The following is a 22726-nucleotide window of genomic DNA, read 5'->3' as shown; positions in this document are numbered from 1 at the left end:
TGGCTCTAGCCCGGCATCCTGATCTGGCGGCCCATGCCGTCGGGCGGCGGCAGTTCAGACTGCGCGGCGACCAAACCCTGTGCTGCCTGTTGCATGGCATCGGGTGCGGGCACAGACTTCTCGGCAGCGGCGTTGACGTGGACAAGCATATGTTCCGCGGTGGCAATCACCACGGCTGCTGCCCCGCGCACCATTTCGTGGAAGAGGTGGAGCCGCTTGCCATCGCAGCCGAGCACGCGGGTGCGCACCGAAACGCTGTCGCCCAGCCGCGCCTGACCGAGGTGGCGGATATGCGTCTCGACCGTGTACCACGAATGGCCCGCCGCAACGTAGTCCGCGCCCGCGCCGATGGCACCGAGCACCACGTCGGTCGCATCGCCGAACAGCTTGAGGTAGCAGTACTCGGTGAGGTGCTCGTTGTAGTCGATCCATTCGGGCTGGACGGGCGTTGCTATCGTGAGCATCCGCCCGTCATCGAGGATCGAACCGATGGCGGGAGCCGCGCTCTTGCCTGCCGCCACCAGCCGTACCCGATGCGCGCGGGCGATCTGGCCCGAGGCGAAATCGTTGCGTTCCAGCGCGTGGGTCAGATCGACAAGGCAGTTGTCGCGCAGCTTTTCGTAGGTGCGCAAGTCGATCCCGCCGGCCTGCTCGTCCGACTGGCGGGCGATGGTCTCGATCAGCTCGTCGGTCAGCTTGGGACCGATCAGCTTGGTCCACGGCCATTCCATCGAGGGGCCGAACTGGTGGAGGAAATGGCGCATGCCCTCCTCCCCGCCCGCCAGCCGGTAGACGAGGAACGTGCCCATGAACGACCAGCGCATCCCCGCGCCGAAGCGCACCGCGTCGTCGATCTCGGAGGCGGTCGCGATCCCGTCGTTGATCAGCCACAGTGCCTCGCGCCACACGGCCTCGAGCAGGCGGTCGGCAATGAAGCCGTCGATCTCCTTGCGGACGTGGAGGACCTTCATGCCGATCCGCGTGTAGACGGCGGCGGCGATGTCCTTGGTCTGTTGGCTCGTCTGGTCGCCGCCGCAGATTTCGACCAGCGGGAGCAGGTAGACGGGGTTGAACGGGTGGCCGACCACCAGCCGGTCAGGCCGCGCCATGCTGGACTGGAGTTTGGTCGGCAGGAGGCCCGAAGTGGACGAGCCGATCACCGCATGGGCGGGCATGGCCGCATCCATTTCGGCAAGCAGGCGGATCTTGAGGTCCTCGCGCTCGGGCAGGCTTTCCTGAATGAAATCAGCCTCTCGCACCGCGTCCTGCAGGCTGCTTGCGAAGGTGACGCTGCCTTCCGGCGGAAGGGCATTGCCGAACAGCCGGGTCAGTGCGCGGCGGGCATTGGCGATGACGGCGGCGGTTTTGCGTTCGATCTCAGGATCGGGATCGTAGATCGCCACGTCGATGCCGTTGAGCACGAAGCGCGCAGCCCAGCCGGCGCCGATCACGCCGCCGCCGACAATGCCGACCTTCTGGACGTTTGAACCAGCCTCGGATGTCATTTCCAAATCTCCACTGGGGCTTTGCGAGAAATCCCAGTCAAATTACCCAAAGTCCGCTCATGCTGAGCTTGTCGAAGCATCACACCCGACGGTCGCGCCAACACCCCCTTCGGCTGGCTGCTTGCAGCAGCCGCTCAGGACATGCTTCGACAGGCTCAGGGTGAGCGGGGTTGGGGCGGCTGCATTGGCCATTTGCCTCAGCGCTTCTGCAGCTTGAGCTTGGTGCGCACTTCGGCGGGCGTAAGGATGCGCGCGCCCATGCCGGTGAGGATCTGCACCGCGCGTTCCGTGAGCTGGCCATTGGTGGCAAGCTGGCCGCGGCCAAGATAAAGGTTGTCTTCCAGCCCCACGCGGACGTTGCCGCCAGCCAAAGCCGCCATCGCCACGAAGGGCAGCTGGTTGCGGCCGATGGAAAAGCCGCTGAACACCGCGCCCGGCGGCAGTTGGTGGACCATCGCCATCGTGGTCAGCGGATCGTCCGGCGCGCCATAGGGGATGCCCATGCACAGCTGGATCATCACCGGATCATCGAGCAGCCCGTCGCGGATCATCTCCTTCACGAAGACGAGGTGGCCGGTATCGAACACTTCCAGCTCCGGCCGCACGCCGAGGCGCTGCACTTCGGCGGCCATCGTGCGGAGCATGCCGGGCGTATTGGTCATCACATAGTCGGCTTCGGCGAAGTTCATCGTCCCGCAATCGAGCGTGCAGATCTCGGGCAGCAGTTCCTGCACGTGGAGCAGACGTTCCATGGGGCCGACCATGTCGGTGCCTGCGGGATCGAGCGGGAAGGGGCTCTCGCCCGGACCGAACACGATATCGCCGCCCATGCCGGCGGTGAGGTTGATCACGACGTCGGTGTCCGAGGCGCGGATGCGCTCCACGACTTCGCGGTAGAGCGCGACATCGCGGCTGCCCCTGCCGAATCCTGGGCCGGTTTCGGGATCGCGCACGTGGATATGGGCGATGGCGGCACCGGCCTTGGCCGCCTCGATCGCGGCATCGGCGATCTGCGCGGGGGTGATGGGGAGGCCGGGGTGCTTGTCGGCGGTATTGCCCGAGCCGGTGACGGCGCAGGTGATGAACGTCTCGAAATTCATGAAGGCTCCCTCCCGACCCTGTTCACCGAGCTTAATTCCGCTGCGCCGGAATGGAATGGCGAATTGCCTCGATGCCGGAAAATGGAGGAGGTCCTGAGTTTTTGTTATGTCGCGGCGTGATCAGATACGCAGCATCCGCGCCATCGCGCCCAGCAGGTCGCGCGTGAAGGCCTTGGCGGTGGTGGCTTCTGCGATGGCGTTGAAAGCGTGGATCGCGCCGGGATAGGCGTGCAGCTCGACCGGCACGCCTGCTTTCACGAGGCGCAATGCGTAGTCGAGGTCCTCGTCGAGGAAGAGGTCGAGGCTGCCGGTGCCGATCCAGGTTTGCGGCAGGCCGGAAAGGTCCTCGGCAAGCGCGGGGGAGAACCAGCCCTTGCGCGCGTCGTCGGCGGCGTAGTCCCCCTGCAGGCATTCCCAGCCGAACTGGTTGTGGAGGCGGGTCCACACGAATTCGCCGGTGATCGGGTTGCCGTAGGGGCAGTCCGCGCTGCCGGTGCGGTGATCGAGCATCGGATAGGTGAGGAACTGCGCGGCGAGCGCGGGACCGCCGCAATCGCGGGCCATCAGCGCGGTCGCTGCGGCGAGGCCGCCCCCTGCGCTTTCGCCGGTGATGCCGATGCGCGCAGCATCGACGCCGAGCGCTTCGGCATTGCCCGCCAGCCATTGGAGCGCGGCGTAGCAATCGTTCTGCGGGGCGGGGAAGGTGTGATCGGGCGCGAGGCGATACTCGACCGAGGCCACCGGAATGCCCAAGGCAGCCGCCATGCCGGATGGCGCCTGCTGCATCGAGCGCGCCGAGCCGATCACCATGCCGCCGCCGTGGATATGAAGCAGCGCGGCGCGGCCCGTCTCGCCGGGCGCGGGATCGTACCAGTAGACTTCGAGCGGTCCGCCTTCGCCCTCGATCACCTTGATCTCCGGCGCGATCGGCGGCGCCCCGACGAAGGCGAAGCGGCCTTCGGATTCTGCGCGGATCGCGGGCAAGGCCTCACGCGTGAAGGCGTTGTCCGGCAGCAGATCGATCAGCGGCAGGAAATCGGGATCGACAAGATGGCGGGTGGTCATCGGTGGCATCCTCTTTTGCTCTTGGCGCCTTCATTGCGGTCCGCAGTGCTGCTCGGCAAGGGCCTTTTGCTTGAATGTTTCGCTGGGCGAGCGCCACGCGTGGCTGCGGTTGTGTTTGCCGCGTCCTCAGCGCAGAACCGCAGGGACAAGCCACGGGAGAGACCATGACCACCGTCCGCGAGGCGACGTTCGCCCTGCTCGAAGCCTATGGAATGACGACGGTGTTCGGCAACGGCTACGGCCTCTCCGCCGCCATCGGTACGGCGCTGGCGCGCACGTCGGACAAGGTCATCGCCGTCATTGGCGATGGCGCCAGCATGTACGCGATCCAGGGGCTGCATGCCGCCGCGCAGCTCGGCACGCCGGTCAGCTTCGTGATCATCAAGAATGGCCGCTACGAAGCGCTGCACAGCTTTGGCCGCAAGTTCGGCATGCAGTCGCTACCGGGCACGCAGCTGCCGCATCTCAATTTCTGCGCCTTGGCCGAGGCGCAGGGCGTTGCCGCGCGGCGGACAGATACCGCCGCCGCGCTCGACGAAGCACTGAAGTGGTCGTTCGCGGCCGATGTCCCGAGCCTCGTGGAGGCCGTTGTCGACTAAGGGAGAGCAAGGCCATGTCCATACCGAGCGGCGCGTTCATTCAGGTCTGCCACGTGGTGGACAATCTCGAGGCGGCCTGCGCGCGCTACAACAAGCTGTTCGGCATGGGGCCGTTCATCGGCGGCGGCAACGGGGTGCTCGACAACCACGTCTACCGCGGCCGGCCCGCCGAACCGATCCGCATCCGCGGCGTCTTCGTGCAAAGCGGCGATCTCAATATCGAGCTTGTCGAACTGGTCTCCACTGGCCCCAGCGCCTTCCACGACATGTACCCGGACGGCGGGCAGGGCATCCACCACATGGCGATGTTCTGCGAGGATTACGAGGGTACGCGCGACCGCTATGTCGCAGCAGGCATGCCCGTCGCGAGCGAGTTCACCGTCAGCTTCGGCGCGCAGATCTGCTACATCGATGCGCGTGCCACGATGGGCCACATGATCGAGCTCTACCCCGAAAGCGAGATCATCCGGGGCATGTATGCGCGGGCGCGCCATGAGTCCGAGAACTGGGACGGCAAGCAGCTGATCACCCCCTGGTGAGGATCACGCCTGCCAGCAGCCATGCCTGAGAAACCGCGCCATCCGGGCTTCGTCGGCGCTGACATCGAGCCCCTGTGCTGCCAGCCATTCGTCGCTGTAAAGCGTCGAGGCATAGCGCTCGCCGGAATCGCAGAGGATGGAAACAATGGCACCGTCTTCTCCGCGCGCGGCCATCTCGGAAGCGATGCGGGCGCAAGCGACGAGGTTGGTGCCGGTCGAGCCGCCGACGCGCCGACCGAGATGACGCGACAACGCGCGCGCGGCGCCGATCGAGGCACGGTCGCTCACCACTTCCGCGCGGTCGATCACGCTGGGAACGAACGAGGCTTCGACGCGCGGACGGCCGATGCCTTCGATGTGGCACGGCTCGCCAGTGCCGGTGGATTGCGTGCGGTCGTGCCAATGGCGATGGAAGGCCGAGGAGGCAGGATCGGCAAGGCAGATGCGCGTGGGGTGGCGGTAGTAGCGCACGAAACGACCAATCGTGGCGGACGTGCCGCCGGTGCCTGCGCCGCAGACGATCCATGTCGGCACCGGATGCGGTTCGCGGCGCATCTGCGCGAAGATGCTTTCGGCGATGTTGTTGTTGCCGCGCCAGTCGGTTGCGCGTTCGGCGAAGGTGAACTGGTCCATGTGGTGCCCGCCGCACTCCGCCGCGATGCGCGAGGCGACCGCGTGAACCGTGCCCGGATCGGCGACCGCATGGCAGGTGCCACCCAGCGCTTCGATCGCCGCAATCTTCTCGCGCGCCGTGCGCTCGGGGATCACCGCGACGAACGGCAGGCCGAGCATCCGCGCGAAGTAGGCCTCGGATACGGCAGTCGACCCGGACGATGCCTCGACCACCGTCGTCTCCGGCCCGATCCAGCCGCTGCACAGGGCATGGAGGAACAGCGAGCGCGCGAGCCGGTGCTTGAGGCTGCCGGTCGGGTGGCTGCTCTCGTCCTTGAGGTAGATCGCGATGCCGGGGAGCGCAGGCAGCGGCACCGGCAGCAAGTGCGTATCGGCCGAGCGCGCATAGTCCGCCTCGATCCGCCCGATTGCCCAGTGGACCCATGCCTGATCCTGCATTTCCGACTTGCTCCCTTGTGTCCCTTGGCGAAGGGCCGGGCTTAGGCGAGGGGGGACGGCGGCTCAATGCCCGTTGCGGCCAACCATGCGGTGCGCAGCGTTTCGGGCGTGCCCGTGCCGAAGACGAAGCGGTCCGGCCGCACAAGCACGGCCTCTGCACCATGCTGGTCCAGCCAGCCGCCGAGCTCGCGGGCAAAGGGGGCCACACGGCCCGCCAGTGCACGGCGGGTGATGAGCAGAGCCTTGTCACCGACCGCATCGTCGAGCTTTGTGCCGGTTTCGGCAATCGCCTGCGGGAAATAGCTGCCCGCCCCCGCGCTGCCAGCCAGAATCGCCCCCGCGGAAATGGGCGGATAATCGGGCGGGCCGGACGGCAGCTTGCCCAGCGCCCGCCCGATCCGCATCCTGGTATCGCGCACGAAAGCCCCCCAGCGGCTCGTGGTGCAGACCATCTCGCCCATCATGATTGCCATCGCGATGGTGGCGCGCAGGTTCGGTTCGCGCTCGGGCTGATAGCTGTCGAGCAGGCTCTCGGGCGCGCCGTCACGGATCACGGCGGCGAGTTTCCACGCAAGGTTTGCCGCGTCGCGCAGACCCGAACACATGCCTTGCCCGGCAAACGGCGGGGTCTGGTGCGCGGCATCGCCAGCGAGGCAAACGCGGCCCTTGCGCCACTCCCGCGCAATGCGGGCGCGGAAGGTGTAGACCGCCTTGCGCTCCAGCCGGACCGCGCCCTCGACATTCCAGGGCTTCATCAGCCGCGCGATAAAGGCATCGTCGCTGACCTGCCCCGGAGTTTCACCCGGCAGGATCATGAATTCCCAGCGATGCCGCCCTTCGCCCATCAGCACGCACGTCGTCGGCCGCTTGGGATCGCAGATCTGCAAGTTTGTGGTGGGCAGGCGCGAGGGGTCGTCGACGAGCACATCGACGACCAGCCACGGCTCCTCGAAATCGAGATCGTCGAACACGATCCCCAAGGCCTTGCGCACCGGCGAGCGCGCGCCGTCCGCGCCGATCAGCCAGCGCGTGCGGATCGTGCGCGGGCCAGCGGGCGTGGCGATTTCGGCAGTCACCCCCTCGGCATCCTCGGTGAAGGCGCCGAGTTCCCAATTGCCGTGCAACGCTGCTTGCGGGCAGGCGGCAAGGCTTGTCCGCAGCGCCTGTTCCACCGAGGGCTGGTGGATCATGTTGGCGCCCGGCCAGCCGCCGGGACCGATCCGGTCCGACCCCTCGAAACAGAGCAGCACCTCGCCCCGTGCATTGCGGAACTCATAGCGCGAGGCGCGGCGGCAGGTGGCCATCACGGTATCGGCGGCGCCCGCTTCCTGCAGGATGCGCATGCCTTCGTGATCGATGTGCGCGGCGCGGGGGAGGGGATAGATTGCGCCCTCCTTCTCCGCGACGATCACCTTCACCCCGCGCTTTGCCAGCAGCACCGCCAGCGTGACGCCGGTCGGCCCGCCGCCCGCGATCAGGACATCGCAATCGAAGGACACCGCCTGTCAGCCCTCGGCGACCATGGTGGCCTCGATGTGACCCAGTCCGTCGATCTCGCAGCGCACCACATCGCCGGCCTTGAGGAACTGGCGCGGGTCCATCGCCGCGCCGACGCCGCCGGGGGTGCCGGTGAACAGGCAGTCGCCCGGTTCCAGTGTCATGCCGACGGAGAGATGCTCGACTTGGCTCCAGATGTTGAAAACGAGGTGTGATGTATTGGAATCCTGACGTTTTTCGCCGTTGACGAAGCAGCGTAGGCCAAGGTCGTGCGGATCGCCCACTTCATCGGCAGTGACGATCCATGGCCCCATCGGTGCGTGGGTGTCGAAGCTCTTGCCCAGCGACCATTGCGGCGAGGCGTGCTGCCATAGGCGTTCGGTCACGTCGTTGCCGACGCAGTAGCCGAAGATGGCACCTGCCGCGTCGGCGGCAGAGACGTGCTTGCCGCCCTTGCCGATCACCGCGACAAGCTCCACTTCGTAGTCGGTGGTCATCTGGCCCTTGGCGATCTCGACATCGGCATAGGGCGCGTTGACCGAAGTCTGGGCCTTGGTGAACCAGACCTGCCGCTCGGGCGTTTGCATATTCGATTCAGCGATATGATCGGCGTAATTGAGGCCGATGGCGAAAATCTTGCCGGGGCGCTGGACCGGGGCTTCGAGCGTGACATCGGCCAGCGGACGACCACCGCCCGCCGTCGCCTTGGCGGCCAGTTCGTCCTTCACCTCGTCCCACTGCCGGATCAGGTCGATCATCGTGCCCTCGACGCCGGTGTCGATCACGCGGTCGTCGACGACGATGCCGGTTCGGGTCGTGCCATCGGCGGTGTAGGTGGCGAGCTTCATGCGGGGGTTCCTTCAGGTTTGCGGCGGAAGAAGCGCAGCACGCGCAGGCGCAGCGCCATAAGGAAGGCGACGAGGCCGGCGGGCGGGGCGACCTTGCCGGCGAGCATCGGATGCGGCGCACCCCACTGGACGGCGAGCAGCGCCTGCATCGTCTGCTTGTTGGGCGGATCATCGGCGGTGAACAAGTCGCCGTCGGTCCAGTGTTCCAGCTCGTTGCCGAAGGGATCGAGCCAGTAGTCGAAGATCTGGCTGCCCATGATGTGGCGGCCCACACCCCATGCCGGTTTGCGCCCGGCGGCTTTCAGATGCTGGTGGCCAAGCATCAGGTCATCGAGATTGGCGACTTCGAACGCGGCGTGGAGCAGACCGGGCGGGCCGGGCAATTGTGCGAGGAACAGCGTGTGGTGGTCGCTGGGTATGTCGCCGCGGTCGCAGCGCAGGAACGCGCCGAGTGGGACGTCCTTCGCAGCCTCGACCTCATCTGAGGTCAAAAAGCCGAAGCGCGTCTTGTACCAGGCTTCGGAGGCGCGGAAGTCCTTCACGCGCAGCACCGCATGGCCGATGCGCTGGATATGCGCCGGGGCGCTCCGCAGCCGGACCGGCGCACGCTTGCGGGGTTTGTCGGCTGCGGTGTTGCGCGGCGGATCGGTGAAGGGCAGGGCGGGGCCGTGCGCGCTCTGGCCGGCCACGACTTCCACCTGATACCCGTTCGGATCGACAAGCCGAACCACATGGCCGCCGCCGGGCTCCTGCAGCGGCTCGACCGGCACGCTCTCGGCTGCCGCAAGTTTTGCCAAGTCTTCCATCGAAGCGGCGCGCAGGCCGACAGCGAGGAAGCGGGCTTCACCCGGTTCGGTGACATGCAGGAATGGCCGCCCGTCGCGGCCCCGGCCATAAAGCCGTCCGCCTTCTTCGAAGGTTTCGAACCCGAAGTCGGTGAGGAAGCTGCGCATCGCGGCAAAGTCGGGCGCGGCAAAGCGGACATGCGCGATGTCTTGGACCTTGATGACCGGCATGGGGCTCTCTCCCGACTGGCTCGCTGCAATGGTGGCGAATCGCAGTTGACTATATGGTCAAATATCTTGCTTTTGACCATATAGTCAAGTAGTGGAGGCGCATGGCATCGCTCCCCACTCTTTCACCCCGCGCCGCCCGCACCCGCAGCGCGCTGATCTCTGCCGGCTTTGAATTGCTGGCCGAAAAGCCCATCGATGCCATCCCGATCGACGAAGTTGTTGCCCGTGCCGGAGTGGCTAAAGGCAGCTTCTTCAATCACTTTGCCGACAAGCCTGCCTTCGCGTCCGCGATTGCCGAAGAGGTCCGGCGCGAGCTGGAAGACTGCATCACGGCGGCGAATGCGGCGGTCGAAGACCCGCTTGCCCGGATCGCGGGTGGCATGTGCGTGGGGGCAGCCTTTGCTTTGGCCGAGCCCAAGCGGACGACTGTGCTCCTGCGCAGCAATGCCAGTTCAACGCTGGCGTCCCATCCGCTCAACCGAGGGCTGGTGGAGGACATGGACGCTGCCGTGACCGCCGGACTGGTGCGCCAGGAAGCGCGGAGCAGCGGGGTGCTCTACTGGCTCGGCCTGTGTCAGGTTCTGCTGGCGAACCTCGTCGAGGAGCGCCCGGCACCCGAAGCGGCGCGCGACAGGCTTGGTGCCATGCTGCTGCTTGGGCTGACGGGGCTCGGTGCAAGCGAGGAACGGGCAAGCGCGATAGCGAAGGCCGCCTGCAAGGCGCTTTAGGCGGGGCCGCGCAGAACCACGGTGAGGTGGACCTTGAGCGGCTGCACCGGGTCCGCATTGGCCAGCCCGCGCGCCATGTCGAGCGGAGCATGCCAGTAGTCACCGGCGCCGACCGCGCAGGTCTCATCGCCCAGCGTCGCGATGCCGCGCCCGGAAATGACGTAGTAGAACTCCTCGTAAGCTCCGGTCCCATTGCGATCATCCGCATAGTGGACGTGGCTGCCCTCGGCGGCACCGGGGGGGATTTCGAGGATCAGGAACCGGGCCGGCGCGCCTTTGCCATCGAAGCGGAAGTGGCGAACGGAAACGCTGCCGGGCCCGCCGCGCATATTCTCCAGCACGTCGCGGCCTTCACGGTCATTCTCGATTGGACCTGCCGGCATGCCTACATCGAACCGAGCTTCATGAAGAACGACCAGCGTTCGGCGCGCAATTCATCGGCGGTGAGCGGCGCCAGGTCCGCCAGTTCCGCGCGCAGCGCGGTGCCGAGGCGCTTGATCGTCTCGGCATGATTGCGATGCGCGCCGCCGACGGGTTCGTAGATCACGCGGTGGATCACGCCGAGTTGCATCAGATCGGGCGCGGTCATCTTCATGGCTTCGGCAGCATCGGGCGCGCGGTCATTGCCACGCCAGAGGATCGAGGCGCAGCCTTCGGGCGAGATGACGGAGTAGACCGAGTGTTCCAGCATCAGCACGCGGTTCGCGCTGGCGAGCGCAACCGCCCCGCCCGAACCGCCTTCACCGACGATGACCGCGACGAGCGGGACGCCGATTTCCAGGCACTTCTCGGTGCTGCGGGCGATGGCTTCGGCCTGCCCGCGCGCTTCTGCATCGACGCCAGGGAACGCGCCCGGCGTATCGACCAGGGTGATGACCGGCAGGCTGAACCGGTCGGCAATATCCATCAGGCGGATCGCCTTGCGATAGCCTTCGGGCCGCGCCATCCCGAAGTTGTGCTTGAGGCGTGTGGTCGTGTCCTCCCCCTTGGCATGGCCGATGACCATGACCGCACGCCCGCCGAGCCGCGCAAAACCGCCGATGATCGCCTGATCCTCGCCGTAGAGCCGGTCCCCTCCGAGCGGAAGGAATTCGTCGAAGAGCCCCTGCACGTAATGCACGAAATGGGGCCGCTGGGGATGCCGCGCCACTTGCGTGCGCTGCCACGGCGTCAGGCGCGCGTAGAGATCCGCGAGCTGGCGGTGCGCCCGCTCGTCGAGCATCAGGGCTTCGGCCTCGCCGCTGCCGCTCTCGCGAAGCGCGGCGGCGCGCTTCGCGAGAGCTTCGATCGGCTTTTCGAACGACAGGTATTCCATCAAGCGTCAACTATACCGTCATCGACATCCCGCGATAGATGCGCGCACGATAGCGCGAATCCTCGGCATCCGGGAGGGGGGTGCCGACAAGCAGCACGGCGCGGGCAAAGCGCTTCACTTCTTCCAGATGCTCATCAAGATCCCGCGGCTCTTCCGAACGGACGCGGCGGGTGAGGTTGATCTGGTTGACCGGCGCGCCGTGGACAAGCCGCTCGTTCTCCACCGCCAGCGTGGCAGTGAACGAGTGGAGCGTCGTCTTGATGAAGTTGGCGAGCGCGAAGGCCGGGCTCTTGTCGCCCATCGGCACGTCGGGCGAGACGAGAACGAGCTGGCAATCATCGTAGAGCGAAGCCTTGCGGGCGACGCGGAAGTGATTGGTCAGGTTGTCCTTGACGAGACCGCGGAACTCCTCGGGCGTCAGCAGCGCATCGGTCGCGAAGAGGCGGGTGGGGAGCGCCTGCATCGGGGTCGAGACGATCGTGGTCGGGTGACCCCAGCGGCGGATCGCCTCGTCCATCGCGGCTTCGACGCCGCCATCGAGTGCGACGTACTCCACCGGCGGGTTCTCGATATCGTCGAGCTGGTCCTTCACCGCGGTGTAGCCCGCCTCGCTCCCGGTCATCATCACCACGCGCGCGACGTGGCAATCGGCGATGAACTGGCGTGCGGTCTCGGCGAGGTAGTCGGTCAGGTGCTCGCCGATCATCCACACTGTGCGGCCGCGCATCTGGTCGAGCCGCTCCTGCTTGGGGCTGCCGAACAGCTCGCGTTCGGTGGTCGAGCGTTCGACGCTGAGACCGCCCGAAGGCATGAAGGTCTCGCCCGAGACGGCGCGGTCGGCGAGGAAGAACACGGTTGCCTGCGCGACATCGGTCTCGGTCGGCATCTTGCCGAGAAAGAGCTGCGAGAGCACGCCGGTGCCGACCTTCTTGGCCTCGACCGCGATCTTGTCGGCGGGCAGGAAAGGCTGGTCCTCGGGCGGGGTCTTGAGCAGCCAGTCGCGGTCGGCTTCGGGCGTGGCGGGCCGCGCGCCCCATTCCGGGCTGTCGAGGAAGTAGCCCGCACCGCGCAGACGGCTGACGAGCTTGGCCGCGATGTCCGGCGTCATCAGGTAACGGTCCCAGGTGCACACGCCGTCACCTTCGCGCGCGCAGGCCAGCGCCAGCTCGCGGATCTCGCGCGGGTTGTTGGTGTCGTGCGACATGCGGACGGTGTCGTTGCGCGAAAGGCGGCTGAGCAGCGCCTCGACGCGCACGCCCCGGCGCAGCGACTTGACCGCCGCCGCGTGGATCGCATTGAGCCGCTTGTTGGCAAGGATCAGCTTGCCGCGCCGCTCGAACAGGCCGGGCTTGCCGCCGGTGCCGGAGAGGCGGTCGCCATCGACCGGGCCGGGGGCAATCGCGTTGAACTGCACTTCGGGCCCGAGATGGCGCGCCATCGATTCCACCATCGCGCGCTGGCCGGACTTGGAAGCGGCGTAGTCGGCGCGGTTGGGGTAGGCGACCGCGAGGTACTTCTCGCCGCCGAAGTAGGACGAGACGTTGAGCACGTAGCCCGAGCCTTGCGCCTTCATCAGCGGCACGACGTGGTGCATCAGCACGAAGTTCGAGATGAGATTGGCGTCGAGCGTGTAGTTCCACGCGTCGACGCTCATGTCGACGACCATTTCTTCCGCGCCCGCGACGCCGGCGTTGTTGATCAGGTAGTCGATCCGTCCGAAGGCCTTGATCGTGGCGTCGACCGCGGCCTTGAGGCTGTCGAGATTGCTGACGTCCATCCCGGCCATCGTCTGCACCCGGCGTTCGACGCCCGCGAAGCCGATGTCCTCCAGTTCGCTGACGATGCGCGCGCGGGCCACCGCTAATTCGCTTTCGCGGCGCGCGACCATCATGACCTTGCCGCCCGCCAGCGCGAGAAGCCGCGCGACCTGCCCGCCGATACCCGCCGAACCGCCGGTGATCAGCGCCACCTTGCCGAGGTGCAGGCCGGTGATGTTCTCGCTGAAGCCAGCCATTGCCTTGCGCGCGCCGGTCGCCTCGCCGATGCTGCGGGGGACGTAGAGCGTGACTTCGGCGATCTTGCTTTCCTTGATGAGGACGCGGGCGGCATGACCGGCGGCGAAGCGGGTGCATTCGCTTTCGGCATTGGTGAAGCGCACGATCTGGTTGCCCCATTCGCCCTGGCGGCGGCGGCCGTGGGCGACGTCGATCTCGCTTTCATCGCGCCAGATGCGGATCAGCTGCTCGATCGCGGCGCGCAGCACGTTGGCATAGACGTTGTCCTTGCCGTCGCTGGCGTTCGACATGAAGATGAAGCGCGGGGCCTGCAGCAGCGAACCGTGGCGCTTCCAGTAGCGGCTGAGCGTGCGGGCGAGCGCCATCGCGCCGACGAGTTCGACATCCATGAAGGTGTCGATCATGTCGTCTTCGGCATCGACCAGACGGCCGCCGAATTCGCCCGGGCCGAACACGGGCAGGAAGATGGCGCCGGTGATCGGCGTCTTGCTTTCGGTGTAGTCGGCTAGCGCGGCTTCGATGCTCGCGGGTTCGGTGCGGTTGAAGCGCACGATGGTGAGCGCCCCACCACTCTCTGGGCCGATTCCTTCAGCCTTGGCACGGGCCTGCGCGATGGCGACGTCGGCCTGGCGCGGTACGCCGAGCAGCACGCTGGTGCCGCAGTTGATCTGGATCCTGGCGATCTCGAGCGCTTCTTCCCAGTTCTCGCCCGCGACAATCAGGATCGCGAGCCCGGCGCCGTCCATCGAGCGCATGGTCGGGCGAGCGAGGTAGGTCGCGCGCTCTTCCTTGCGGACGGTCATGCCGTGGGTCACTTCGAAATCGTGGCCGTTGTAGGCGGCGGACTCGTCGCTGCCGAGGAACACGCAGGTGGTCGCGATATCGTCGGGCACCGGGAAGGTCTTGGCCTTGGGCGCGCCGCCGGTGCTGCGCTCCAGCGACATCATGTCGAAGAAGGTGTTTGCGGTCGTTCCGTCCTCGTCGCCGCGCGCCTTGTCCATCGCGGCGAACACGGTGCGGATGCGCTCGCTTTCGATGGGGCCGGGGAAGACGAGATTGACGCGGATGCCGCGCGGCCCGAGTTCGAGCGACAGCTCGCGCGACCACGCGTTCATCGCCGCCTTGGGGACGACATAGGCCGCGCGCGCATAGTAGGGCGTGCGCGAGAAGATCGTCGATACGTTGATGATCGAGCCGCCCTCCGGCATCGCCGCGGCGACGGTGCGGGCAAGGTTCCACGCAACGCCGAAGATGTTGCGCATCGCGGCGGGGACAGTCTCGGTGTCGTTAGCGCCGCGCTTCTGCAGGGCGGCGAGCTCTTCCTCGTCGAAGGGCAACTGCTCGATCGTCTGCTTGGGGCCAGCCGAGCCTGCATTGTTGACGAGGATATCGATCTGCCCGAAGCGGCGGACGACATCGGCCACGGCATCGCGCACCGACTGGGCATTGCCGCCATCGAGGATGACCGTGGCGAGGCGGGTCGCGTCGACGCCGCTCGCCTCGCGCATGGCCTGCGCGGCGGCTTCGAGGCGCGCCTCGGTGCGCCCGGTCATGACGACCGTCGCGCCCTCGGCGAGGTAGTGGCGCACGATATAGCCGCCAAGATTGCCGGCGGCGCCCGTGACGAGGGCGACCTTGCCGGCGAGGCGGCCGGTTGCCGTGGTGGCGGCTTGCGGTGCGGGATCGATGGTCTTTGCCTTGGCCATGTCACTCTCCTGAAGATTGCGCGGCGATTGCGGCGCGGGATTGAGGTGGAATCTGGCCTGGGGAGGGCAGCGGGAGGTGGGGGTGCCGCTAATGCGGACTCTTTGGTCTATGCATCGGCGCCCTCCGCTTCGGTCAAGGCCCCAAGGACGGCCCAAGCCTCGAGCAGCGCATCGCGGCTGCGCAGGCCCATAGCGGGGAGGGCGTGGTTGACGACATAGGTCGCGCCCGAATGGCGGTTGTCCCACATCGACTGGTGCGCTTCGGGAAGGCCGTCCCACGAGACGACTTCGGGCTCGGTAACTTCGAGCAGGCCCGCGGCGATCATGTCGTTCATGCGCGCGACTTCGAAGGCGTTGCACAAGTGCGTGCCGAGGATCGAGGCGGTGGGCATCAGGATCTTGCGCTGGCGGGTCCAGACCTGCGGCGCGTAGAAGGTGAAGCGGCTGCCCGCGCAGTCCTCGGCGAAGACGACGCGGCCGGTGAAGGGCTTCACCAGCGAGGTCGAGACGCCGAGCGTGTCCTGACCCGGGCGCTCGAACACCAGATCGGGCGCGCCGCGCGGATTGTCCGCCGAGCGCAGGATCTTGCCGATGGCCGAGCCGAACGGCTTCATCACGCGGTCCTGATAGTCGCGCACCGCCGCCTTGAAGACTTCGATGTCGACCTTGGCATCGGGCAGGCGCGGCATCGTGTCGGGCCAGAGGAAGTTGTCGCCCTCGCGGCGGCGGATGGATTCGAGGCTGACGATGCCTTCGATGGCATCCTCGAGACCGAGCGAGCCGAGGAATTCGCGCTGGCCGTCCGTTGTCGTCGCGACGACGCTGCGGGCATTGAAGCGGCGCGCGGCTTCGATGATCTCGAGACCCATGTCGTCCAGCAGCGCGTCCGAGCCGGGGCCGTAGTAGATCAGTACCGCCTCGCCGCCGCGCAGCGCGGCGCGGCGCAGCATTTCCTCTGGGCTCGCCGTGCCGGGCTTGCCCATGAAGCTGAAGTGATAGCCCGAGGAGGCGCCGTAGAACGCCAGCGTACCGCCCTCGGCCAGAAGCTGGAAGCTGCGCGGGAAGGCGGTTTCGCCGGCGTGGCTGACGACATAGTCCGCCAGCTTGCCGCCGTTGAGCGCCTTGTATTCCTCGATCAGCGGCGCGCCAGCCGCTTCCCAGCGCTGCGCTTCGGCCTTGTCTTCCGGCACCGTGGTGTAGAGCGCCGCAAAGCGCGGGTCCTTGCGGTTGATCGCACCGACCGCGCCCTGCTGGCCGGTGATGAAGGCGGCGCGGTCCGGGCTGGAGACGAGACCCGTGACCTGCAGGCCGGTGCGGACCGAGGAGCGCAGAGCGTCGAGGCCAGTGCCGGTGGCCGCGCCTTCGACGAAGAGCGTGCGGCCCGGTGCGATCTGCAGCGTGGTGAACAGGCAGCGCGAGATCGTGCCGAGGTTGAGCACATAGCTGCCCGCCTGCTCCAGCGTGAGGTTCGGCGGCACCTTGTGCATCTGCGGGGCCTGCACGGTCAGGAACTGCGCGTGGCTGCCGGTCTCGGTCTCGTAGCCCTGGATCGAGAAGTCCGCGTACATCGGGTCGTTGCCGACCGCGGGCGAGAGCAGATCATTGGTGCCCGAATAGACGGTGACGAGATCGCCGACCTTGATGCGACCCTCGGCGCGCGTCTCGCTGCCGAGCGCGGCGACGAGCGCGATGCCGCCCGAGCCGGTGATCTGCACGTCCTCCTCATGCGCATCGAAGGGCGAGACGGGAATGCCGGTGAGCGCCCAGATGTCGTTGAAGTTGACCTCGCTGGTCAGCATGTAAAGCAGCGCTTCGTTGGGCGCGGGCTCGGGCACCTTGACGATCAGTTCCTTCTCATGCGTCGCGGGCGGGCCGAAGCGTGGGGCGCCGGTATCGGGATCGCGGGCGATGCCGAAGGCATACTGGTAGGGCGGGATCGCGGTGACGCCGGGGTAGAACGGCGCGCCGACGGGGAGCAGGTCGCCATTCGCTTCCAGCTGCGCGGCGCGGCTCTCGTGCTCGCTGTCGATCCACACGCCGTCGCGGCGGACGGGGAGCGGGGGCGCGACCTTGTCCATGAACTGGCGGATGCCGGTCTTGCCGCCTTCGGGATCGACAATGGCTTCGGCGAACAGCGCCGCCTCGCGGGCGAGACCGGCGGACATGCCCGAGGCAAGGCCGGTGCGGACTGCATCGAGCGCGCGCTCGCCCGCCTTGCCGCGTCCGGCCCAGTCGAGCTGGCGCAGGATGCGCTGGAGGAAATCGTCAGTGAGCACGGCGTCGAGATCGACTGTGGAGGGCTTCTCCCACCCCATCGTCGCTTCCTCGCGCGCGGCGAAGGCCTTGCCGAGCGGGCTGTCTGCGCCGCGCTTCACCCAATCGCGGACCATCGCGTGGGCTTCGGTAAGGGCATCGCGGGGGCCATCGGCGAGCGCATCGACAAGGCCGATGGCCTCAGCCTGTGCCGCATCGATGCTGCGGCCGCCGAGGATCAGATCGAGCGCATCGCGCACGCCCGTCGCGCCGTGCCGGTCGGCCAGCAGGCGGGGGAGGCGCTGCGTGCCGCCATAGCCCGGAAGCAGGCGCAGGCGGATTTCGGGCTGGCCAAAGCGAGCCGTCGTTTCCGCCACGCGGACATGGCAGGCCAGCGCGAATTCCATCCCGCCGCCGAGCGCAACACCTTGCACCGCCGCGATGCACGGCTTGCCCATCAGCTCGATCTTGCGGAAAGCAAGCTGCGCGTTGTTGGGCAGCACCGTCGCTTCGTCGTGGCTGTGGATCTCCTCCAGCATCTGCCGGATATCCGCGCCCGCAACGAACGAGCTTGTGCCTTCGCCGGTGAACACGACTGCGACAACATCGTCCTTGCGGCTGAGGTGATCGACCACGATGACGAGTTCGTCGATCGCGCGCTCGTTGAGCGCGTTGACCGGGGCGTTGGTGACGGTGACCGTGGCGACGCGCTTGCCGGGGGCGACCGCGTTGTATTGAATGAGGAAGTAGCGATAGCGCTCGAACAGCGACTGCTCTTCGGACAGACGCTGCTGGCGCTGCCATGCGTCGATCGCGGTCTTGAGCTCGGTCAGGCTTTCCGGGTTGCGCAGGGTGGTGACGTCACCCAGATCGCCGCCCTCGACCAGCGCGCGGACCATGCGGCGCATGTACTTGCCCGAACGCGTTTCGGGGAACTGGCTGACTTCGATGAAATCCGCCGGAACCGCGACCGCGCCCTTTTCGGTGCGGACAAGGTTGAACAGGCGCTGGCGGTCTTCCTCGGTGAGCTTGCGGCCCGCAACGGGGACCACGAACGCGAGCGGGGTCAGCCCCTTCTCGCGATGCGGTGCGCCGACGACGAGGACGTTGCCGACCGGAGAATTGGGATCGAGCGCCTTGTCGCGCAGGACCGCGCCTTCGATTTCCTCGGTGCCCATGCGGTGGCCCGAGACGTTGATGACGTCATCCGAGCGGCCATGGAACGAGAACGAGCCATCGGGGTGCGCGATGGCGAAATCGCCCTGGGTATAGGCCCAGCTGCCCTGCCAGCGGTTCCAGTAACCACCGACCCAGCGCCCCGCATCGCCCTTCCAGTCACCTTGAACGCTGCCGTCCTTGACGTGGAAGTTTGCGACATCGCCCCAGATGGTGCGGGCGAGATAGGGGTAGGGGGCGGCAATGACGATCTCGCCCTTCTCGCCCGGTTCGGCGCGGCGCCAGGTGACGCCTTCGCTGCCGGTGCGGGTGAAGGGGGTCTTGCCGGGCACGGCGTTCTCGTCCTCGACCCACACATCGCCGACGATCCACGGCAGCGGGAAGGCGTGGGCATCGGCCTTCAGCGGATAGTCCGCGTTGCCGTAGAAATGCGTCCAGGCAATGCCGCCGTGCTCGGTCGCCCAGTAGGAGTTGATGTATTGCCGGGTCACATGCTCCATGCCGAAGGCCTGCACGGAGGGTGAGGTCGGCTCGGCGCAGAACGTGGCGACGCGCAGGTGGCTCATGTCATAACGTTGGACGTCGGCGAGGTTCGACGGGTCCGACATAATCGACTTCAAGAAGGTGACGCCCGCCTTGAAGATCGTCACCTTGTGGCGCTCGATCATCGAGGCGAAGCGGCCCGCGTGCGGGAAGACCGGCGAACCTTCGGAGACGACCGTGGTGACGCGGCTGAGAAGCGAGGCGGAAATCTGATAGCTCTGCCCGGTGATCCAGCCCGGATCGGCGACGACGAAGATCGTGTCGCCGGGGCGTGCGTCGAAGGCGACCCGCATCGATTCCGCGATCCCGGCGGTATAGCCGCCATGGACGTGGACGATGCCCTTGGGCTTTCCGGTCGAGCCCGAGGTGTAGATGAAGAACAGCGGGTATTCGGAATCGACGGCAAGCGGCTTGGAACTCGCCCAGATGGCGCGGACGAAATCGGCGTCGGGGAGCGCAAGCAGGGCTTCCTCGCTGGCGACACCGGCCTTCTGGAGGATCGTCTCCAGCGCGGCGTCGGTCAGCTCGTGGCTCCAGCGGTCGCGCTCTTCACGCCACACGATATCGGGCTGCGCGGTGTGGCGCACGACGATCACGGTATCGACGCGCGGGGGCAGGGTGACGAGGCTGGAAGCAATGGCAAGGCGGACGCGGGCGGCATCGCTGGAACCGATGCGGCCGGTTTCGCCCAGCTTGATAAGGGCACGGCCGACGCCGCGCATGACGTCGGAGCGTTCGACGGTGACTTCGCCCGCCAGCGTTTCGGCGACGGTATCGGTGATGACGGCAGCATCCTCGGCGGGCAGGCCGAAGTCGGTCGCGGCGAGAACGGACAGCGCGGTCATGACCGTCACGTAGTTGTCGAGCGCCGGGTCGGTATAGGCCGTCTTGAACGCGGCAACCTGCGCGTTGCGGTAGCTGCCGTCCGATGTGACGATCACGCGCGCACCGGCATCGGCGATGCGGTCGGACAAGGTCTTGTCGCTGAAGCCGCCGAACACGGCGGTGTAGACAATGCCGAGCCGCTTGGCCGCTTCGGTCCAGAAGATCTGCGGCACGATCGACGGCATGTTGAGCGCGATGCGGTCACCCGCCTTGAGGCCGAGGTCTTCGAGCGCAACGGCGCACTTGGCCACTTCGAGCAGCAGGCGCTTGCGGGTGACGGTGAAGGTATCGACCGGCGCGCCGCGCCCGCCGTCCGCCGCCATGTCCCAGCGGTCGCCTTCGAAAATCAGCGCGGGTTCGGCGCCGTGTCCCGAAAGGACATGGCGGTCGATCTCATTGAAAGCGGCGTTGGTGCGGGCGCCAGTGAACCAGCGCCAGTGCGGCGGGGTGCTGTCGTCGAAGGCCTTGGTCCAGGGGACGAAGCTGGCCGGGAGTTCAGGCGTGACGGGGGCGCCGGTGGCGGCGTCCCAGCCGCTCCAGGCGCCTGCATCATTGCGGGTGAGCCAGGCGCCATCGGGGCCACAATTGGCGACGAACCAGTGGATGCGCCGGGCGGCGATGTCGCCATGGAAGGCGCCGGGATCGGCGAGCGCGGCAGCGCGCATGGCTTCCCAATCCGCAGCTGTGCGCACCGGATTGATCTCGGCCTGCGGGGCCCTCTCGATGATCTGGGCCTCGGTCATGACCGAATCGCCTCTCCCTTCTTGTGTTACAAAAGGTAGGGAGCCTCATTGCGCGAGGCTTGGCAATATCATCACCCAAAAGGGCTGAAACCCGCAAGAAACTGCGAAAAATCGCGTGTAACAGGAAATATCGTTTGTTTCCCGCAGTATGACCGAAACGGCCCTATTGAGCAGTCTGGTTCGCCGCCGCGCGTCCATTGGAACCATATTGGTTCGTAGGGCAAATGTCGTGGCAAGTCGTTTTCGTGCGGTTATCCACAGGATAAGTGACGAGATTTTTTCCAGAATGTAACGCTGCGTGAAGCGGTTCGGTGCGGAGCTGCAGCGACGGTGAAAGCACCGAAACAGCTACGGGCGGTTAGCAAATGCGATTTTCAATGCCCCTTGGGGCATGTGCGACGCGCCGAACGAATAACGCTGCCTGTTGCAGCATGGACGCACATTCCGGCGCTATCGGCCTGCCGCAACCCCGAGTTCGGTCTCCATCATCCGCCGCATCTCGAACTTCTGCGCCTTGCCGGTGACCGTCATCGCGAAGCTTTCGACGACGCGGACATGGCGCGGAACCTTGTAGTGCGCGATGCGGCCGCGGCAGTGTTCGAGCACGTGCTCGGCCTCCAGCATGGCCCCGGCGCGGGCGATCACCCAGGCGCAGACTTCCTCGCCGTACTTTGTGTCGCTGACGCCGAAGACTTGCGCATCGGCGATGTGCGGGTGGGTGAGGAGGAACTCCTCGATTTCGCGCGGGTAGATGTTCTCGCCGCCGCGGATGATCATGTCCTTGATGCGGCCGGTGATGCGCACGTAGCCCTTGGCGTCCATCGTCGCGAGATCGCCCGAATGCATCCAGCCCTCGGCGTCGATGGCCTCGGCGGTCTTGGCCGGATCGTCCCAGTAGCCGAGCATGACGGCATAGCCGCGCGAGCAATATTCGCCCTGCTCGCCGATGGGCAGCGTCTGCCCGTCCGGCCCGACGATCTTGGCTTCAGCATGGGGATGGACGCGCCCGACGGTGCCGACGCGCTCTTCCAGCGGATCGTCGACGGCGGTCTGGGTGGTGAGCGGGCTCGTCTCCGTCATGCCGTAGCCGATGGTCACCTCGCGCATGCCGAGCTTGTCGATGACTTGCCGCATGACGGTGACCGGGCAGGGGGAGCCCGCCATGATCCCGGTGCGGAGCGTGGAGACGTCGGTCGTCTCCAGTTCCGGCCGGCCGAGCACGGCGATGAACATGGTCGGCACGCCGTAGAGCGCGGTGCAGCCTTCGGCCTCGACCGCCTGCAGCACGGTGGCGGGATCGAACGCCTCGCCCGGATAGACCATCGCCGCGCCGCTGGTGAGCGCGGCCATGTTGCCCAGCACCATTCCGAAGCAGTGGTAGAGCGGCACGGGAATGCAGATGCGGTCTGCTGCGGTCAGCGCAATCGTCTGCGCGGTGAAGTAGCCGTTGTTCAGGATATTGCGGTGGGTGAGCGTCGCGCCCTTGGGGAAGCCGGTGGTGCCGCTGGTGAACTGGATGTTGATAGCATCGTCCGGCCCGAGCGCGGCGGCGGCGCGTTCCAGTGCTTGCCGATCGGCGGGCGCGAGGAGGGCCTGCCACGGCAGGAAACCGGGGTGCGTTTCCGGTCCGATGGTGACGATGCTGCGCAGGTGCGGCAGGCGATCGCGGCCGATCTCGCGCAGCATGGCGAGGTAGTCGCTGGTCTTGAAGCGGGCGGCGGTGACGAGCAAGCTGCAGCCGACCTTGTTCAGCGCGTACTCGACTTCGTTGACCCGGTAGGCCGGGTTGATCGTGACGAGGATGGCACCGATCCTTGCGGTGGCGAACTGGATCAGCGTCCATTCCGCGCAGTTGGGCGCCCAGATGCCGACGCGGTCCCCCTTGTTGACGCCAAGCTGCAGCAGACCGGTTGCCACCTGATCTACTGCGGCATCGAGCGCGGCCCACGAATAGCGCTGGCCCTGATGGCATGACGCAAGGGCCAAGCCATCGGGCCAGCGCGCGGCGGCCTCGCGCAGGGCCTCCCCGATAGTCACGTCGAGCAGGGGTGTCGCGGTCGACCCCTTGGCATAGGACAGCGCGCTGCCAGGCATGGTCCTCTCCCGGGCGGGGAAGCCTTGT

Annotated in this window: 15 protein-coding genes; 3 read left to right on the top strand and 12 right to left on the bottom strand. The window is 66.8% G+C overall.

The window, feature by feature from the left end; all coding sequences use genetic code 11:
- Positions 1-5: 5 nt before the first annotated feature.
- The 3 genes from IP83_RS13865 to IP83_RS13855 form a co-directional block, all read right to left on the bottom strand.
- The gene (locus tag IP83_RS13865) at positions 6-1505 is read right to left on the bottom strand and encodes a carnitine 3-dehydrogenase (RefSeq protein WP_054122821.1); all 1500 of its coding nucleotides are present in this window, start codon (positions 1503-1505) and stop codon (positions 6-8) included.
- Positions 1506-1702: 197 nt separating this feature from the next.
- A complete protein-coding gene (locus IP83_RS13860; RefSeq protein WP_054122820.1) occupies positions 1703-2605 on the bottom strand; it encodes a 3-keto-5-aminohexanoate cleavage protein in 903 nt (300 codons plus the stop codon).
- 120 nt (positions 2606-2725) lie between these two features.
- Entirely contained in the window at positions 2726-3670 is a 945-nt protein-coding gene (locus IP83_RS13855) for an alpha/beta hydrolase (RefSeq protein WP_054122819.1), read from the bottom strand.
- 164 nt (positions 3671-3834) lie between these two features.
- Here IP83_RS13855 and IP83_RS13850 point away from each other — a divergent pair, with 164 nt between their 5' ends.
- The gene (locus IP83_RS13850; RefSeq protein WP_054122818.1) at positions 3835-4269 is read left to right on the top strand and encodes a thiamine pyrophosphate-dependent enzyme; all 435 of its coding nucleotides are present in this window, start codon (positions 3835-3837) and stop codon (positions 4267-4269) included.
- Positions 4270-4283: 14 nt separating this feature from the next.
- The gene (locus tag IP83_RS13845) at positions 4284-4808 is read left to right on the top strand and encodes a VOC family protein (RefSeq protein WP_082364703.1); all 525 of its coding nucleotides are present in this window, start codon (positions 4284-4286) and stop codon (positions 4806-4808) included.
- Positions 4809-4811: 3 nt separating this feature from the next.
- Here the strand turns inward: IP83_RS13845 and IP83_RS13840 are convergent, their stop codons facing one another.
- The 4 genes from IP83_RS13840 to IP83_RS13825 are packed head-to-tail and all read right to left on the bottom strand — an operon-like array spanning position 4812 to position 9240.
- Positions 4812-5879, bottom strand: a complete 1068-nt coding sequence (locus tag IP83_RS13840; protein ID WP_054122816.1) for a PLP-dependent cysteine synthase family protein — start codon at positions 5877-5879, stop codon at positions 4812-4814.
- A 41-nt stretch (positions 5880-5920) separates the two neighbouring features.
- Positions 5921-7378 carry a bifunctional 3-(3-hydroxy-phenyl)propionate/3-hydroxycinnamic acid hydroxylase gene (locus IP83_RS13835; RefSeq protein ID WP_054122815.1) on the bottom strand — a complete coding sequence of 486 codons (1458 nt, stop codon included), beginning with the start codon at positions 7376-7378 and terminating at the stop codon, positions 5921-5923.
- A 6-nt stretch (positions 7379-7384) separates the two neighbouring features.
- Positions 7385-8224, bottom strand: a complete 840-nt coding sequence (locus IP83_RS13830) for a fumarylacetoacetate hydrolase family protein (RefSeq protein ID WP_054122814.1) — start codon at positions 8222-8224, stop codon at positions 7385-7387.
- On the bottom strand, positions 8221-9240 hold the full coding sequence (locus tag IP83_RS13825; protein ID WP_054122813.1) for a VOC family protein: 1020 nt from the start codon (positions 9238-9240) through the stop codon (positions 8221-8223). Before IP83_RS13825 ends, IP83_RS13830 begins: the two co-directional genes overlap by 4 nt.
- A gap of 101 nt (positions 9241-9341) precedes the next feature.
- On the opposite strand from IP83_RS13825, the gene IP83_RS13820 reads away from it, so the two are divergent.
- Complete coding sequence (locus IP83_RS13820; protein WP_054122812.1) at positions 9342-9968, top strand: TetR/AcrR family transcriptional regulator; 627 nt, start codon at positions 9342-9344, stop codon at positions 9966-9968.
- Here the strand turns inward: IP83_RS13820 and IP83_RS13815 are convergent.
- The 5 genes from IP83_RS13815 to IP83_RS13795 form a co-directional block, all read right to left on the bottom strand.
- Positions 9965-10351, bottom strand: a complete 387-nt coding sequence (locus IP83_RS13815) for a cupin domain-containing protein (RefSeq protein WP_054122811.1) — start codon at positions 10349-10351, stop codon at positions 9965-9967. The two genes, IP83_RS13820 and IP83_RS13815, sit on opposite strands and share 4 nt — an antisense overlap.
- A 2-nt stretch (positions 10352-10353) precedes the next feature.
- A complete protein-coding gene (locus IP83_RS13810) occupies positions 10354-11286 on the bottom strand; it encodes an acetyl-CoA carboxylase carboxyltransferase subunit alpha (protein ID WP_054122810.1) in 933 nt (310 codons plus the stop codon).
- A 7-nt stretch (positions 11287-11293) separates the two neighbouring features.
- A complete protein-coding gene (locus tag IP83_RS13805) occupies positions 11294-15004 on the bottom strand; it encodes an SDR family NAD(P)-dependent oxidoreductase (protein ID WP_054122809.1) in 3711 nt (1236 codons plus the stop codon).
- Between the two features lie 107 nt (positions 15005-15111).
- Positions 15112-20604 carry an AMP-binding protein gene (locus tag IP83_RS13800; RefSeq protein WP_197274377.1) on the bottom strand — a complete coding sequence of 1831 codons (5493 nt, stop codon included), beginning with the start codon at positions 20602-20604 and terminating at the stop codon, positions 15112-15114.
- A gap of 450 nt (positions 20605-21054) precedes the next feature.
- A complete protein-coding gene (locus IP83_RS13795; RefSeq protein ID WP_054122808.1) occupies positions 21055-22698 on the bottom strand; it encodes an AMP-binding protein in 1644 nt (547 codons plus the stop codon).
- Positions 22699-22726: the final 28 nt, after the last annotated feature.

It is taken from the genome of Novosphingobium sp. AAP93, from assembly GCF_001296055.1.
Classification (GTDB): Bacteria; Pseudomonadota; Alphaproteobacteria; order Sphingomonadales; family Sphingomonadaceae; genus Novosphingobium.
Note: the sequence above shows the minus strand (reverse complement) of the source record. Positions and strands in the feature narration are given on the sequence as shown.

Excerpts from the sequence above, each read along its gene's own strand:
- IP83_RS13815 (WP_054122811.1), bottom strand. The coding sequence starts at position 10,351 with ATGCCGGCAGGTCCAATCGAGAATGACCGTGAAGGCCGCGACGTGCTG.
- IP83_RS13820 (WP_054122812.1), top strand. The coding sequence starts at position 9,342 with ATGGCATCGCTCCCCACTCTTTCACCCCGCGCCGCCCGCACCCGCAGC.
- IP83_RS13805 (WP_054122809.1), bottom strand. The coding sequence starts at position 15,004 with ATGGCCAAGGCAAAGACCATCGATCCCGCACCGCAAGCCGCCACCACG.
- IP83_RS13845 (WP_082364703.1), top strand. The coding sequence starts at position 4,284 with ATGTCCATACCGAGCGGCGCGTTCATTCAGGTCTGCCACGTGGTGGAC.
- IP83_RS13795 (WP_054122808.1), bottom strand. The coding sequence starts at position 22,698 with ATGCCTGGCAGCGCGCTGTCCTATGCCAAGGGGTCGACCGCGACACCC.
- IP83_RS13830 (WP_054122814.1), bottom strand. The coding sequence starts at position 8,224 with ATGAAGCTCGCCACCTACACCGCCGATGGCACGACCCGAACCGGCATC.
- IP83_RS13825 (WP_054122813.1), bottom strand. The coding sequence starts at position 9,240 with ATGCCGGTCATCAAGGTCCAAGACATCGCGCATGTCCGCTTTGCCGCG.
- IP83_RS13865 (WP_054122821.1), bottom strand. The coding sequence starts at position 1,505 with ATGACATCCGAGGCTGGTTCAAACGTCCAGAAGGTCGGCATTGTCGGC.
- IP83_RS13850 (WP_054122818.1), top strand. The coding sequence starts at position 3,835 with ATGACCACCGTCCGCGAGGCGACGTTCGCCCTGCTCGAAGCCTATGGA.
- IP83_RS13840 (WP_054122816.1), bottom strand. The coding sequence starts at position 5,879 with ATGCAGGATCAGGCATGGGTCCACTGGGCAATCGGGCGGATCGAGGCG.
- IP83_RS13800 (WP_197274377.1), bottom strand. The coding sequence starts at position 20,604 with ATGACCGAGGCCCAGATCATCGAGAGGGCCCCGCAGGCCGAGATCAAT.
- IP83_RS13860 (WP_054122820.1), bottom strand. The coding sequence starts at position 2,605 with ATGAATTTCGAGACGTTCATCACCTGCGCCGTCACCGGCTCGGGCAAT.
- IP83_RS13855 (WP_054122819.1), bottom strand. The coding sequence starts at position 3,670 with ATGACCACCCGCCATCTTGTCGATCCCGATTTCCTGCCGCTGATCGAT.